This window comes from Pedobacter sp. (assembly GCF_045628745.1).
Taxonomy (GTDB): domain Bacteria; phylum Bacteroidota; class Bacteroidia; order Sphingobacteriales; family Sphingobacteriaceae; genus Pedobacter.
In genome coordinates, this window is record NZ_JAZQPU010000318.1 from 47981 (window position 1) to 62843 (window position 14863).

Consider the following 14863-nt stretch of genomic DNA (forward strand, 5'->3'; position numbering starts at 1 on the left):
AAATTATAAAATATGAAAACAGCATTAATTGGTGCAAGTGGTTTTGTTGGCACCAGCATTCTTGAAGAATTATTAAACCGCGGACACCAGGTTACCGCAATTGCACGTCATGCTGATAAAATTACTTTTAAACACGACAACCTGGTCATCAAAGAAATTGACGTTTTAGCAACTACAGACCTGGTTGAAGGCATTAAAGGTGTAGATGTTGTGATTAGTGCTTATAATTCAGGCTGGACCAATCCGAATATCTACAGTGATTTCATTGCAGGCTCACAAGCCATTCAACAAGCGGTTAAGGAAGCAGGTGTGAAACGCTTGATCGTTATAGGTGGAGCCGGAAGTTTAGAAATTGATGGTCACCAATTGGTAGATAGTCCAGATTTTCCAGCTGATTATAAACAGGGGGCTTTAGCAGCAAGAGATTACTACCAGCAACTGAAAGAAGAAAAAGAATTGCAATGGTGCTTTTTTAGTCCGGCCATTGAAATGCACCAGGGTATCACTACTGGACGCACAGGAAACTACCGTTTAGGTAGCAATAGCCCGGTATTTAATGATGAAGGAAGATCTATTCTTTCTGTACAAGATTTAGCTGTAGCCATTGTAGATGAAATGGAAAACAATAAACATCCGCAACAACGTTTTACTGCTGCTTATTAATTTACTGCAGCTGATTAAACAATTAAAAAAGACAGCAAACAAAAAAGTCCCTTACGGGACTTTTTTGTGAAATTACCTTGTATTATTTCGATAAATACATCGATTTGTCTTTATACAGTTTTCTGAAATAAGGATCTTCAAGGTCTTTGATGAAACGGATAGATTCTCCGGTAGATTTCATCTCAGGGCCTAATTCCTTCGGTACTTCAGGGAACTTTTCATAAGAGAACACAGGTTCTTTAATGGCATAACCCACTAACTTGCGTTCAATGGTGAAATCTTTCAATTTATTTACACCCAGCATAATTTTAGCTGCAATGTTGATATAAGGAACGTCGTAAGCTTTAGCAATGAAAGGAACCGTACGGGATGCCCTTGGGTTGGCCTCAATTACATATACTTTATTGTCTTTCACGGCAAACTGAATGTTCAGCAAGCCACGAACGTTTAATGCTCTTGCAATTTTCTTAGAATAAGTCTCCATGTCGTTCATCACTTGTTCTGAAAGACTAAACGGAGGCAATACAGCAAATGAATCACCAGAGTGAATACCTGCAGGCTCAATATGTTCCATTAAACCAACGATATGTACATCTTCACCATCACAGATAGAGTCTGACTCCGTTTCTTCTGCTCTGTCAAGGAAATGGTCAATCAGCACACGGTTACCCGGTAAATCACCCAGCAATTTAACTACAGCTTTCTCCAGATCTTCGTCGTTGATGACAATGCTCATTCCCTGTCCGCCTAAAACATAACTAGGACGTACTAAAACTGGGTAACCTACCTGGTTAGCTACAACAATAGCTTCTTCGGCATTTTCGGCAACACCATATCTAGGGTAAGGAATTTCAAGTTCTTTCAATAAGTCAGAAAAACGGCCACGATCTTCAGCAATATCCATGTCATTGTAAGATGTACCGATGATTTTAATGCCCATCTGATGAAGCTTTTCTGCCATTTTTAGGGCAGTCTGACCACCAAGCTGAACAATTACACCTTCAGGCTGCTCAAGTTCAATAATTTCACGTACATGCTCCCAGAATACAGGCTCAAAATATAGCTTATCTGCCATATTAAAATCTGTAGATACCGTTTCAGGATTACAGTTGATCATGATGGCTTCAAAACCGCTTTCTTTAGCAGCCAATAAACCATGCACACAAGAGTAGTCAAATTCAATACCCTGACCAATACGGTTAGGACCTGAACCTAAAACAATCACTTTTTTCTTGTCGGAAGCAATGGATTCATTCTCCTCTTCGAAAGTAGAATAGTAGTATGGTGTTTGTGCAGCAAACTCAGCAGCACAAGTATCAACCATTTTATAAACACGCTTAATGCCTAACGACTTTCTGCGGTCATAAACCTCATCTTCAGTAACGTTACCCAATAAATAAGCAATCTGAATATCAGAATAACCTTTTTGTTTTAAAGTAAAGAAGAAGTCTTTAGGTATATTATTTAAGGAATATCTTTTTAATTCTGTTTCCAGGTGTACAAGATCCTGAATTTGCGATAAGAACCATTTGTCGATACGGGTAACCTTGCGGATAGACTCCAAAGGAACGCCCATAGCCATGGCATCTTTAATAAGGAACAACCTGTTCCAGCTTGGATGCTCCAGGCCGTACATAATTTCTTCGATACTGCGGTTGTGTTTTCCATCGGCACCTAAACCTGCTCTGCCAATTTCTAAACTCTGACAAGCTTTTTGCAAAGCTTCAATGAAAGTACGGCCAATAGCCATTACTTCACCTACAGATTTCATTTGAAGGCCAAGTTCCATGTTAGCACCTTTGAATTTATCAAAGTTCCAGCGAGGAATTTTAACGATCACGTAATCCAAACTAGGCTCAAAATAAGCAGAAGTAGTTTTAGTGATCTGGTTTTCAATTTCATCAAGGTTATAACCGATAGCTAACTTAGAGGCAATTTTAGCGATAGGATAACCTGTAGCTTTACTTGCCAATGCAGAAGAGCGAGAAACCCTTGGGTTGATTTCGATAGCGATAATTTCGTCATTTGCAGGGTTAACGGAGAACTGAACGTTACATCCGCCGGCAAAATTACCAATAGCACGCATCATTTTAATGGCCTGGTTACGCATGTCCTGGTAGCAACGATCTGATAAAGTCATTGCTGGGGCAACAGTAATGGAATCTCCTGTATGGATACCCATAGGATCAAAGTTTTCGATAGAGCAGATAATGATGACATTATCGTTGCTGTCTCTCAACAGTTCCAATTCGTATTCTTTCCATCCCAATACAGCTTGTTCAACCAGGACTTCATGAGTTGGAGAAGCTTCTAAACCGCGTTTTAAAGCAGCATCAAATTCTTCTTTTTTATGCACGAAACCACCTCCAGAACCACCTAAGGTGTAAGAAGGACGGATAACCAATGGATATCCTATTTCTTGTGCAGCTTCTTTACCTTCCAGGAATGAATTAGCGATTTTAGAATTGGCAACGCCAATACCAATATCAACCATTAATTGCCTGAAGGCTTCTCTGTTTTCTGTTTTTTCGATAGCGGCAACATCAACACCGATTACCCTTACGCCGTGTTTTTCCCAAACGCCACGTTCTTCAGCTTCTTTACAAAGATTTAATGCTGTTTGTCCACCCATAGTAGGCAAAACCGCATCAATTTTTCGTTCAATTAAGATCTGTTCAATGGAATCTACCGTGAGGGGGCGAAGGTAAACATGGTCTGCGATGACCTTATCCGTCATAATTGTTGCAGGATTGGAGTTAATGATGGAAACTTCAATTCCTTCTTCTTTTAAGGATAGGGCTGCCTGGGATCCTGAATAATCAAATTCACAGGCTTGACCGATAATAATAGGTCCGGATCCGATGATCAATACGGAGCGTATGGAAGTGTCTTTAGGCATATGGCTTTAAAAGTTTTGCGCGCGAGAATCTCTATACGAAAAAGAAATGTCCCGACTTCTCTGTCGGGGTGCAAAGTTAAGCTTTTAGAGCATAAGAATGATACATTTTTGTAAAAAGGGGCAAAATAAGCGCTTAGCGCTGTTGCAATTGTATTTGACCAATATCTGTTGTGGCACTGTCAATAACGGCAACCTCATTGAGCACCGAATCTCTAAGGGGTGGAATGGCTTTGATCCAAATTTTATAGGTTCTTGGGCGCAAGTGAGCAACATTAAAACTGCCGTTGGTGGCTTGCACGGTAAGGGTGTCAACGCCTGAAATGACAAGCACCTGTTGAAAACCATTTATTGGGGAGATTTTACCCTGTATGGCGCCACTGTATTGCGTTTTAAAAGCAAATAAAGCAATAGGCAGCAGGATGAAGGCAGCAATTTTAAAAAATTTCATAAGATAGATTTTAATGCTCGGTATTGTTAAAGATGCAAAATTATCAGTGGCCAACCAAATAAATGATGATGTTTGGCAGTTGTGCTGCACTTGGAACAAAATTTGTTCGAAGGGTGATATGAAAAAAGTAATTATCGCATTTTTAGCCATCACTATAGGAATTAGCGGATGTGCAACTGTACAGTCCATCATTAAATCTAGCTTCCCTTATACTGCAACTTTAATTATACCAGCATCTTCGAAAGCAAATACCACTATTTCTGCAACCAGTGCAGCGAGTAGCTTCGATGAGGTATTTGGCAATCAAAATGGAACAAGTTATATTAAGGAAGTAAGAATTGCCTCTGCAAAACTGTCAGCTGTTAATCCTAACACCCAAAGTATGGGTATGTTTAAGTCGGTAAAAATCTTTATTTCTAACGGTAGCAGCGGTGAAGTCATGGTAGCGTCACGAAACGATATTGCAGAAAATATTGGCTCTTCACTTGTACTAGACATAGATAATTCACGTTTCTTAGATAACTATATCAAAGGAAACAGCTTAAGGATTAGAGCAGAATATGTTTTAAGAAATGGTGTAACTACGGATGTAAGTGTTAAGGCTGCTTTGAGTTTCAGCTCATCGCCTAACGCCACCTTATAATAAAAGCATTCTTCTTCGGAAGGATATTCTTCATAAATAGTTTGTTTGGTTTATTATCCGGTAGGAATTATTTCTACCGGATTTTTTTTTGATAAATATCTCCCTGTATGCTTTACTTTTGAAGCATGGAAAATGCCACCATCAAAAGAATTAAAAAAATTGCTGTTGTAGGCCCTGAAAGTACGGGTAAATCTACCATCACTGCAGCGTTAGCCCGGCATTACCATACGCAATGGGTAGCAGAATATTCACGATATTACTGTGCCGGCTTAACCACTCCTTGTACCCTCCAGGATGAAGTTAATATGTTTTACGGACAGCTTGCCCTGGAGAATACAGTAATAGCGACAGCTGAAAAAGCCTTTATATTTTGCGACACCACCATTTTGACGGTCAAGATCTGGAGTGATGAAATGTTCGGCACCACGCCACAAGTTGTACTCGATGAATTGCCAAAACACCCATACGACCTTTACCTGTTGATGGATATTGATTTACCATGGCAGGAGGATCCCCTGCGTGATTTCCCTCATATGCGTGAGCATTTTATGTCGGTATGGCACCAGGAATTAAAAGCCTTAGGCGCCAACTATATGGTGGTGAGCGGCATTGAAGATCGCTTTGCTAAGGCTGTAAAAGCAGTTGACGATTTTCTTAAGGAAAATTCTTAAAAAATTGAATGATTTGCTATTGTGAATTAAAGTTATAGATTTGCATCATCAAAAGGGGTGCCTTGTTTTGTCAAAAAACACAAAAACAGGCTGAGATCATACCCATTACATCGAACATAAAAACGTTCGGATGTATGCACCTGATCCGGATAATGCCGGCGGAGGGATTGGAGTTATGGAGTTTAACTAAACTGTAAGTACCCCTACTTATAGCGTGTTTTACTAAAAACAATTTTAAAATTGAAAAAATTATTGATCGCAGCTTTAGCTGTGTTGCTTTTGCCGCTATGGACGAAAGCACAGTTTAACATTTCAGGAAGCGTTTCTGAAAATGAACAACATTTACCTGGAGCAAGTATCAGGATTAAAAACGCAGGCCTGGGTACGACAGCGAACAAACAGGGCCAGTACCAGTTTAAAAATGTTAAAGCAGGGAGTTACACTTTAGAGGTGAGCTTTATGGGTTACCAGACCCAGGTAAAAAACATTACCTTAAATGCCGATGTAGTGTTGAACTTTAACCTGAAAGCCTCGGCTTACCTGGCAGATGAGGTCATTGTTCGCGGCACCCGTGCTAATGAAAAGTCTGCTACTACTTATAAAAACCTAAGTAAAGCAGAAATTAGCGAGAACAACTTTGGTCAGGACCTGCCCTTTCTTTTGAATAATACGCCGGGAGTAGTCGTTTCCTCTGATGCTGGTGCCGGCATTGGCTATACCAGCATGACCATTAGAGGCAGTGATGCCAGCCGGATCAATGTAACTGTAAATGGCATTCCTTATAACGACAGTGAAAGCCAGGGCAGCTTTTGGGTAAACATGCCTGATTTTGCTTCTTCGGTAGAAAATATTCAGATTCAACGCGGTGTAGGTACTTCAACAAACGGCGCAGGTGCCTTTGGGGGCAGCATTAATGTGCAAACCAGCGCCATTGCTGCTGAACCTTTTGCCGAAATTAACAACTCCGCAGGTTCTTTTGGAACCCTTAAAAATACGGTTAAATTAGGTTCAGGACTTATTAATGGTAAGTTTAGTTTTGATGGCCGTCTTTCTCAAATTAAAACAGATGGATTTGTTGACCGTGGCAGCGCAGATTTGAAGTCGTACTTTCTTTCTGGTGCTTACCAGGGTAAAAAAGACCTCTTACGCCTGAATGTCTTTGCGGGTGCAGAAAAAACCTATCAGGCCTGGAATGGTATTCCAGAAGCACGGCTAAATGGTGATGTGGCAGGCATGCAAGCTTACATCGACAGAAATTACCTCAGTGAGGCCGACGCCCAGCTGCTATTGAATTCCAACAGCAGAACCTATAACTCTTTTACCTATAAGGATCAAACAGACAATTATTGGCAAAATCATTACCAGTTGTTGTATGCCAGGCAGTTTACCGACAAGTTCTCTTTTAATGGTGCCCTGCATTATACGGATGGCCGCGGTTATTATGAAGAATTCAAAGAGGACCAAAAACTGGCAAGCTATGGCCTAGCCCCAGTTGGCACCGGCACAACGGCTATCACTAAGACAGATTTAATTCGCAGAAGGTGGCTTGACAATGACTTTTATGGCGTTACTTATAACTTTGTTTACCAGCCACAGGCTAACCTGAGTTTTACTTTAGGCGGTGCTTATAATGAGTATAAGGGCAAACACTTTGGCGAAATCATCTGGGCACAATATGCCGCTAACGGTAATTATGGAGATCATTATTACGACAATGAGGGTGATAAAACAGATTTCAATGTGTACGGTAAAGTGAGTTATAGTCCGACGGAAAAAGTAAGTCTCTTTGCAGACCTGCAATACCGTAGCATTAACTACGCGGTGCTGGGCACAGAGAATAAACTGAATTTCCTTGACCTGCAAGATAAAATGGATTTCTTTAACCCTAAAGTTGGGGCGACGTTTTTCGTCAATGACAAAAGCAATGTCTATTTATCATTAAGTGTAGCCAATAAAGAGCCAAAGCGTGATGATTATGTGAGTGCCAACCCGGGATTATTTCCAAGGCCCGAACGTTTATATAACACCGAACTGGGCTATCGCATCAATAGTGGAAACCTGAATGCAGGTGTAAATGCTTATGGCATGTTTTATAAAGACCAATTGGTGGTTACGGGCAAAATCAATGACGTAGGTGCTTCCATGAGGCAGAATGTAGAGGACAGCTATAGAATTGGTGTAGAACTTGATGCTGCATATACTTTAAGCAGCAAGCTGATTTTAAATGCCAATGCGGCCTTCAGCAAAAATAAAATCAGCAACTATGTTGATTACTTGTATGAGTACGATGATGATGGGAACATCACTAATACGGTAGAAACAAATTATAAAAGTACAGCTATCAGCTTCTCTCCTTCGGCAGTATTATTTGCTGAACTGGCTTATCAACCCTTTACTGGCTTTGCCATTGCCCTGCAAAACAAATACGTGAGTAAACAGTATTTAGATAATACACAGGAGGAGACCAGAAAGCTGAAAGGCTATTTTGTAAGTAACCTGCGTACGGGATATGATTTTACGGCCTTTGGCATTAAAAAGGTAAACCTGGGCTTGCTGGTGAACAATGTGTTTAATAAAAAGTACGAAAGCAATGGCTACACCTACGGATCTATATACCAGGGTGTAACCACCAGGGAGAACTTTTATTTCCCTCAGGCGGGCACAAACTTCTTACTTTCGCTAAATTTGAAGTTCTAAGCTGAAATAGGTTTGGGTTAATGTTAGCGCTTCATTTTTAAACAAAGACAAACAGCTTCCTCTGACCAAAGACAAACAATAGATGAAAAAATATATAGAAAAGCTACATTTCATTACCCATGACCTACCTGAATTAAGTCATGTGCAACAAGCACAATTGGCCTGTGAGGCAGGTGCAAAATGGATACAATATCGCTGTTTGACTAAAACAGAGGAAGATTTGTTAAATGAAATTAACCAGATTGCGGAAATTTGTGACGATTGGGGTGCCACCCTGATCGTTACGGATCATGTTCAATTTAAAGGGAAAGCTGATATTCAGGGTTTCCACATGGAGGACATGGACGCAGATTTTGTAGCTTTAAGGCAACTGCTCGGTGAAGAAACAACTATTGGGGGCTCGGCCAATACTGTTGAAGGGTTGATGAGGCTAGCCAAAGAAGGTGTTGATTATGCAGGTTTTGGTCCTTTTAATATAACGACTACAAAACCAAATAATGCCCCCCTGTTAGGCTTAAATGGTTATCAGGAAGGCATGGCAGCTTTAAAAGAATTGAATATCGATTTGCCTATTCTTGCCGTGGGTGGGGTAACTTTAAACGATGTAAAGCCCTTGTTGCAAACCGGTGTATTTGGCATTGCCGCTTCTGCTGCCATTAACCAGGCAGAAGACCTTCGGGATGCTTATAGTGAATTTTATAATTTGCTGCTTTAACTGCCGCATTTTTAGCATATATCACGTTAAAAATCCTGTATCATAGAACTATGATGCAGGATTTTAGATTTAGATTTCTACCCTCTCTCCTACTTGCTGACGCCACATGGCATAATATAAACCTTTCTCTTCCAGCAGGTCATCATGTTTACCCTGTTCAATGATGTGACCTTTTTCTAATACGTAGATACGGTCGGCATGACGAATGGTCGACAAGCGATGTGCGATTAAAATGGTGATATGACTGGTTTGCTCTGATATCTCACGGATGGTAGCGGTAATTTCTTCTTCCGTCAGTGAATCTAAAGAAGATGTGGCCTCATCGAAAACAAGAATATCTGGTTTACGCAGCAAAGCACGGGCAATAGATAAACGTTGTTTTTCACCACCTGAAACTTTTACACCGCCTTCACCAATTACTGTATCAAGACCTTTCTCTGCCCTGGCCATTAAATTCTGACAAGCCGCTTGTTGGAGCACATGTAAACATTCTTCGTCTGTTGCAGTGGGTCGTACAAACAATAAGTTTTCCCTGATGGTGCCAGAAAACAATTGCGTATCCTGGGTAACGAAACCAATTTTTTCACGCAACTGGTCAAGGTCTATCTGATCACTACTAATCTCATTGTATAATACCTGTCCTTCTTTTGGCTGATATAGTCCTACTAATAACTTAACAAGGGTAGTTTTACCAGACCCTGAAGGGCCAACAAAGGCAATGGTTTCTCCTTTAAAAGAGTTAAAGCTGATGTTATTCAAAGCATTGCTTTTTCCTGTTAAATGACGGAAGTTGACATTTTCAAAAGAAAGCTTGCTGATTTTCTCCAGCTGAACAGGGTTTACAGGTTTTTGATCTATAGGGGTGCTCAGAATCCGTTTGAAATTACCCAGTGATACTTCGGCCTCTCGCCATGATAAAATAACGTTACCAAGCTCCTGCAGGGGGCCAAATAAAAAGAAAGAGTAAAAGAGGAAAGAAAAATATTCGCCCGGTGAAATGGTATTTTCAAAGATCAGGATGAGTAACACCACAACCATGGAGCTTCGTACAAAATTTACAGTGGTACCTTGCACAAAGCTCATACTGCGTACATATTTAACCTTTTTGAGCTCTAAGGCTAAGATCTGATAAGTGGTTTTGTTGAGCCTTTCAATTTCCTGGTTTACCAGGCCAAGGCTCTTCACCAATTCTATGTTCCTTAAAGATTCGGTGGTAGAACCCGCCAAAGCAGTGGTTTCGCCAATGATTACCCTTTGGATGGTTTTGATTTTTTTACTTAAAAACCAGCTCACAAAGCTGATGATAGGGATGGCAGAAAAATAAATCAGGGTAACTTTATAGCTGACAGAAGAAGAATAGACAATAACGAAGACCATTCCTATTAAGCTCACAAAAATAACGCTGATAAAAGAAGTAATGAATTTCTCACAGTCGAGACGTACTTTTTGCAAGATGCCTAAGGTTTCACCACTCCGCTGGTCTTCAAAAACCTGGTATGGCAGCTCCAAGGAGTGCTTTAAGCCATCAGCATACATGCGGGCCCCTACTTTTTGGACAATGATACTGGTAAAATAATCCTGGAAGTTTTTGGCAATCCGGGAAACCATGGCGGCACCAATTCCTAATCCTACCAGCTTCAGCACCCCCCAGACAAACTCACTCCTGCTGAGTTCATCTTTTTTTTCAATAAACCGATCAACAATTCTTCCGGTAATATAAGGATCAAGTAAAGAAAAACCTATGTTGATGGCGGCAAGGACCAAGGCTAGCACAACTACCCATTGGTGTTTTTTGAGGTACGAAAAAAGTAGATTCATGAAAAGCAAAAATAGAAAAAGGGAATATAGCTTTCACCATATTCCCTTTTTATTATATAAAGATTATAAACGGATGATTATACCGTCATAATGTCTTTCTCCTTTGCTTCCATATGTTTATCAACTTTTACAATATAAACATCGGTAATCTTTTGAACTTCTGCTTCACCAGTTTTGATTTCATCATCAGAAACAGCATCACCCTTCAATTTTTTGATCTTTTCGTTCGCATCTTTACGGATGTTACGGATAGCGATTTTACCTCTTTCAGCTTCTTCTTTAGCTCTTTTCACTAATTCCCTTCTGCGTTCTTCAGTTAAAGGCGGCACTACAAGACGAATGATGATACCATCGTTTTGTGGGTTAATGCCAATATTAGCTTCCATAATGGCACGCTCAATAGGGGTTAATAAAGCTTTCTCCCAAGGTTGAATCAGCAAAGTACGTGCATCTGGTGTGTTGATGCTAGCCACTTGACTCAAAGGAGTTGGGTTGCCGTAGTAATCTACCATGATGCCATCAAGCATCCCTGCAGAAGCCTTACCAGCACGAAGCTTAGTCAACTCAGACTCACAATGAAGAATTGCCTTATCCATTGTTGCCTGTGCATCTTGTAATTGTTTCTTTATGAGGTCATTCATAATCTGTATTGTTTGTGCAAATTAATAATTATTTTAAATTATACTTTTACCAGTGTTCCGATTTCCTCGCCTTCCGCAATTTTCATAAAATTACCAGCTTTATTCATGTCGAACACAATAATAGGAAGTTCATTCTCTTCACAAAGTGTAAAAGCAGTCATATCCATTACATTTAACCCTTTAGCATAAACTTCTTTGAAAGAAATTTGAGAGTAACGGGTGGCAGTAGTATCCTTTTCAGGATCAGCAGTATAAATTCCATCTACACGGGTTCCTTTTAGAACCACGTCAGCTTTAATTTCAATGGCTCTTAAAGCAGCTGCAGAATCTGTCGTGAAGTAAGGATTTCCAGTACCGGCACCAAAGATAACCACACGGCCTTTTTCTAAGTGTCTAACGGCTCTGCGGCGAATAAAAGGCTCACAGATCTGTTCCATTTTAATAGCGGTAAGCAAGCGGGTTTTTAAGCCTACTTTTTCTAAAGCATCTTGCAAAGCCATGCTGTTGATTACTGTAGCCAGCATACCCATATAATCGGCCTGTGCACGGTCCATTCCAGACTTTTCTGCACTTAAACCTCTGAATATGTTCCCTCCGCCAATTACAATAGCTATTTCAAGCCCCCGGGCATGAACTGCTTTAATATCCTCTGCATACTGCCTAACACGCTCATTGTCAATTCCGTATTGCTTATCGCCCATCAGCGATTCGCCGCTTAACTTTAAAAGGATCCTTTTATACTTCATGAGTTCAAAAATAGCTATTTGTTTTAATTATTAGCGATCAAATGTTCAACTCCGGCAACAAATGCCCTTTGCAACTTAAAATCGTCGTTAAAGAGGAGTAAATCTGCTGCTTTTCCTACGGCAATGGAGCCTGAAGATGCCTCTTTTTTAAGCAGCTTTGATGGTTGCAATGAAGCCATATTGATGGCCATGGAAATTGGAATGCTGCAATGCTGGACGCAATTGCACACTGCATTCAGCATGGTGATGTTTGACCCTGATAAAGTACCATCAGCAGTCACAAATTTTCCATCTTTTAAACGGTGCTGATAAGGGCCGATATGGCAGGTAGAAACGGCATCTGAAATCAGAAACAGGCGTTCTTTCATCAGTTGAGAAGCCATTTTTACCACTTCGAAATGAACATGATGGCCATCGGCAATGACACTTGCCATGGCGGTAGGGTGATTAAGTACGGCAACAGGTAAATTGGGTGCCCTGTGGTGGATGGAAGGCATAGCATTAAACAAGTGTGTGGTGGTGCTAAATCCTTGTGCATAGGCTGCATTAGCCTCTTCAAAAGTAGCATCACTATGGCCTAAAGATAAAATAATTCCCTGTTGCAGTAAATATTGGATCACTTCTTCATCCTGCAGCTCTGCTGCAAGCGTCATCATTTTAACTGTGCCCTCCGCATAGGTTATTAATTTCTTTACTTCCTGCAGCTCTGCCTTGCAAATTAAGGATTCTATATGTGCGCCTCTTCTTTTTGGATTCAGAAAAGGACCTTCTAAATGTAAACCTATAAAAGCCTTTGCATCCTTTCTATAAGCTTTAGCAGCATCAATGGCCTGGTAAAAAACCTCCATGGTGTTGGTGGCTAAACAAGCCAGAAAACCAGTAGTTCCTTTGCTGATTAAATCAGCATCCATTTGACGCAGTGTTTCTACCGTAGGGTAAGCAGAAAATAGATTACCCCCACTTCCATAAATCTGCAGATCTATAAAACCCGGACTTAAATATTGGCCCTGGGCATCGATTACCTGGTGATCAGTTGTAATTTCAGTGTGGTTGAAATTCTTGATTTTACCGTCCTCTATCCATACGGTTTGATTGGTGAGTAATTGGTGGTCTACAAAAAATTTGCAATTGCGGATGGCTAACATGAAGGGAGATTTAATAATCCTAAATATAAGGCATAAAAAAAGTCCCTTGTGGGACTTTTTTACATTTTATAAGTTGAGCTCAATTAAAGCTTAAGCGCCTAATTGTACACGCTTGAATGAAGTAACAGTTAAATCTTTAGCTGTATCGTTTAAGAATTTACGAACATCTTTAGATGAATCTTTAACAAATTCCTGGTTCAACAAAGTATTGTCTTTGTAGAATTTATTCAATTTACCAGCAGCGATTTTTTCAATCATTGCTTCTGGTTTACCTTCAGCACGGATTTGTTCTTTAGCGATTTCAGTTTCACGCTCAATGGTAGTTGAATCAACGCCATCTTTATCTAAAGCAACAGGGTTCATTGCAGCAATTTGCATAGCAACATCTTTTCCTGCTTCGTCAACACCAGCAACGTCTTGGTTTAAAGCAACCAAAACACCTAAACGGTAGTTACCGTGGATGTAAGGAACAACTTTTTCACCTGTAACAGTTTCAAATTTAGAGATACCAATTTTCTCACCAATTTTACCAGTGTTTTCAACAATGATATCAGAAACTTTAGTACCATCAATTTCAAGTGCTAATAATTCTTCTAAACTAGCTGGGTTTTTTTCAATCGCTAAGTCAGCAAATTTATTACCTAAGGCAACGAAATCAGCATTTTTAGCTACGAAATCAGTTTCGCAGTTTAATTCAATCACAATACCACGTTTTCCGTCTGCTGTAGCTTTAGCGATAACAACACCTTCGTTAGAATCACGATCCTGACGACTAGCGGCAACTTTAGCACCTTTTTTACGTAAGTAATCAACGGCTGCTTCAAAATCGCCGTTTGCTTCTGTTAATGCTTTTTTGCAGTCCATCATACCGGCACCGGTTTGTTGGCGTAATTTATTTACATCTGCAGCAGTGATTTGTAATGACATTTTATATGTTTTAAATTTTGGTTAAAAAATGATGGGTTGTATATTGATAGTCGTCAGTATTCCCTCCAACACACAATACACAACCCATTATCTATTTATTTACGCTTCGCTTGTACCTTCTTCAGTATCAGCATTCACTTTTCTTTTTCTTTCTCCTGGTTCTTTAACTTCCGGAGCATCAGCAGCAGCTTTAGCAGCAACAGCTTCTTTTTCAGCTTCATCGTCTTTCTCACGTTTGCGCTCATCTAAACCTTCTTCAATTGCTTTGATGATAACATCAGTAATTAAAGAGATAGATTTAGTTGCATCATCATTCGCTGGAATAGGGAAATCAATGTTTGAAGGATCAGAGTTCGTATCTACCATTGCAAAAGTTGGAATGTTTAATTTCAACGCTTCGCTAACGGCGATGTGTTCTTTTTTAACGTCAATTAAAAAGATAGCAGCTGGTAAACGGTTTAAGTCCGCAATACCACCTAATAAGCTTTCTAATTTGATACGCTCACGTTGGATCATTAAACGTTCTTTTTTAGAAAGAATCGAATAAGTACCATCTTTAGTCATCTTATCGATGTTAGACATCTTTTTGATGGACTTGCGTACAGTTTGAAAGTTAGTTAACATACCACCTAACCAACGTTCAGTTACGAAAGGCATGTTTACTTTTTTTGCTTGTTCAGCAACAATTTCTTTAGCTTGTTTTTTAGTAGCTACAAATAAGATCTTGCGACCAGATTTTACGATTTGTTTAATCGCAGAAGCAGCTTCTTCAGTTTTAGTTAAAGTCTTGTTTAAATCTATAATGTGGATTCCATTACGCTCCATGAAAATGTAGGGCGCCATCTTAGGG

13 protein-coding genes are annotated in these 14863 nt (G+C 39.9%); 5 read left to right on the forward strand and 8 right to left on the reverse strand.

The genetic code is table 11. The annotated features are described in order from the left end of the window. Positions 1-12 precede the first annotated feature (12 nt). Positions 13-663 carry an NAD(P)-dependent oxidoreductase gene (locus tag ACR2F7_RS11790; protein ID WP_432713757.1) on the forward strand — a complete coding sequence of 217 codons (651 nt, stop codon included), beginning with the start codon at positions 13-15 and terminating at the stop codon, positions 661-663. A gap of 82 nt (positions 664-745) precedes the next feature. On the opposite strand, the gene carB is transcribed toward ACR2F7_RS11790, so the two are convergent. Both carB and ACR2F7_RS11800 read right to left on the reverse strand, forming a co-directional pair. Then, on the reverse strand, positions 746-3562 hold the full coding sequence (gene carB, locus ACR2F7_RS11795; RefSeq protein WP_432713758.1) for a carbamoyl-phosphate synthase large subunit: 2817 nt from the start codon (positions 3560-3562) through the stop codon (positions 746-748). Positions 3563-3695: 133 nt separating this feature from the next. Further along, positions 3696-4010 (reverse strand): carboxypeptidase regulatory-like domain-containing protein, encoded by a 315-nt coding sequence (locus ACR2F7_RS11800; RefSeq protein ID WP_432713759.1) that lies wholly within the window; start codon positions 4008-4010, stop codon positions 3696-3698. 118 nt (positions 4011-4128) lie between these two features. Here ACR2F7_RS11800 and ACR2F7_RS11805 point away from each other — a divergent pair, with 118 nt between their 5' ends. The 4 genes from ACR2F7_RS11805 to ACR2F7_RS11820 all read left to right on the forward strand — a co-directional run bounded on the left by ACR2F7_RS11805 (position 4129) and on the right by ACR2F7_RS11820 (position 8736). Next, entirely contained in the window at positions 4129-4653 is a 525-nt protein-coding gene (locus ACR2F7_RS11805) for a hypothetical protein (RefSeq protein WP_432713760.1), read from the forward strand. A gap of 125 nt (positions 4654-4778) precedes the next feature. After that, positions 4779-5324 carry an AAA family ATPase gene (locus tag ACR2F7_RS11810; protein ID WP_432713761.1) on the forward strand — a complete coding sequence of 182 codons (546 nt, stop codon included), beginning with the start codon at positions 4779-4781 and terminating at the stop codon, positions 5322-5324. A 252-nt stretch (positions 5325-5576) separates the two neighbouring features. Then, positions 5577-8021, forward strand: coding sequence for a TonB-dependent receptor (locus ACR2F7_RS11815; protein WP_432713762.1), 2445 nt, complete (start codon positions 5577-5579; stop codon positions 8019-8021). Between the two features lie 82 nt (positions 8022-8103). Further along, entirely contained in the window at positions 8104-8736 is a 633-nt protein-coding gene (locus ACR2F7_RS11820; protein ID WP_432713763.1) for a thiamine phosphate synthase, read from the forward strand. A gap of 69 nt (positions 8737-8805) precedes the next feature. Here the strand turns inward: ACR2F7_RS11820 and ACR2F7_RS11825 are convergent, their stop codons facing one another. The 6 genes from ACR2F7_RS11825 to rpsB all read right to left on the reverse strand — a co-directional run. Then, on the reverse strand, positions 8806-10554 hold the full coding sequence (locus tag ACR2F7_RS11825; RefSeq protein ID WP_432713764.1) for an ABC transporter ATP-binding protein: 1749 nt from the start codon (positions 10552-10554) through the stop codon (positions 8806-8808). A gap of 77 nt (positions 10555-10631) precedes the next feature. Continuing rightward, a complete protein-coding gene (gene frr, locus ACR2F7_RS11830) occupies positions 10632-11195 on the reverse strand; it encodes a ribosome recycling factor (RefSeq protein WP_432713765.1) in 564 nt (187 codons plus the stop codon). Positions 11196-11233: 38 nt separating this feature from the next. Continuing rightward, positions 11234-11941 carry a UMP kinase gene (gene pyrH, locus ACR2F7_RS11835; RefSeq protein WP_432713766.1) on the reverse strand — a complete coding sequence of 236 codons (708 nt, stop codon included), beginning with the start codon at positions 11939-11941 and terminating at the stop codon, positions 11234-11236. A 23-nt stretch (positions 11942-11964) separates the two neighbouring features. Further along, positions 11965-13086, reverse strand: coding sequence for an N-acetylglucosamine-6-phosphate deacetylase (nagA, locus tag ACR2F7_RS11840; RefSeq protein ID WP_432713767.1), 1122 nt, complete (start codon positions 13084-13086; stop codon positions 11965-11967). Positions 13087-13176: 90 nt separating this feature from the next. After that, positions 13177-14013, reverse strand: coding sequence for a translation elongation factor Ts (gene tsf / locus ACR2F7_RS11845; protein WP_432713768.1), 837 nt, complete (start codon positions 14011-14013; stop codon positions 13177-13179). Between the two features lie 99 nt (positions 14014-14112). Continuing rightward, positions 14113-14863: 30S ribosomal protein S2 (gene rpsB, locus ACR2F7_RS11850; protein ID WP_432713769.1), on the reverse strand; the 751-nt coding region annotated here is incomplete at its 5' end.

Bases quoted from the DNA above. Each gene is read 5' to 3' on its own strand.
- ACR2F7_RS11790 (WP_432713757.1), top strand. From the start codon at position 13: ATGAAAACAGCATTAATTGGTGCAAGTGGTTTTGTTGGCACCAGCATT.
- carB (WP_432713758.1), bottom strand. From the start codon at position 3,562: ATGCCTAAAGACACTTCCATACGCTCCGTATTGATCATCGGATCCGGA.
- ACR2F7_RS11800 (WP_432713759.1), bottom strand. From the start codon at position 4,010: ATGAAATTTTTTAAAATTGCTGCCTTCATCCTGCTGCCTATTGCTTTA.
- ACR2F7_RS11805 (WP_432713760.1), top strand. From the start codon at position 4,129: ATGAAAAAAGTAATTATCGCATTTTTAGCCATCACTATAGGAATTAGC.
- ACR2F7_RS11810 (WP_432713761.1), top strand. From the start codon at position 4,779: ATGGAAAATGCCACCATCAAAAGAATTAAAAAAATTGCTGTTGTAGGC.
- ACR2F7_RS11820 (WP_432713763.1), top strand. From the start codon at position 8,104: ATGAAAAAATATATAGAAAAGCTACATTTCATTACCCATGACCTACCT.
- ACR2F7_RS11825 (WP_432713764.1), bottom strand. From the start codon at position 10,554: ATGAATCTACTTTTTTCGTACCTCAAAAAACACCAATGGGTAGTTGTG.
- frr (WP_432713765.1), bottom strand. From the start codon at position 11,195: ATGAATGACCTCATAAAGAAACAATTACAAGATGCACAGGCAACAATG.
- pyrH (WP_432713766.1), bottom strand. From the start codon at position 11,941: ATGAAGTATAAAAGGATCCTTTTAAAGTTAAGCGGCGAATCGCTGATG.
- nagA (WP_432713767.1), bottom strand. From the start codon at position 13,086: ATGTTAGCCATCCGCAATTGCAAATTTTTTGTAGACCACCAATTACTC.
- tsf (WP_432713768.1), bottom strand. From the start codon at position 14,013: ATGTCATTACAAATCACTGCTGCAGATGTAAATAAATTACGCCAACAA.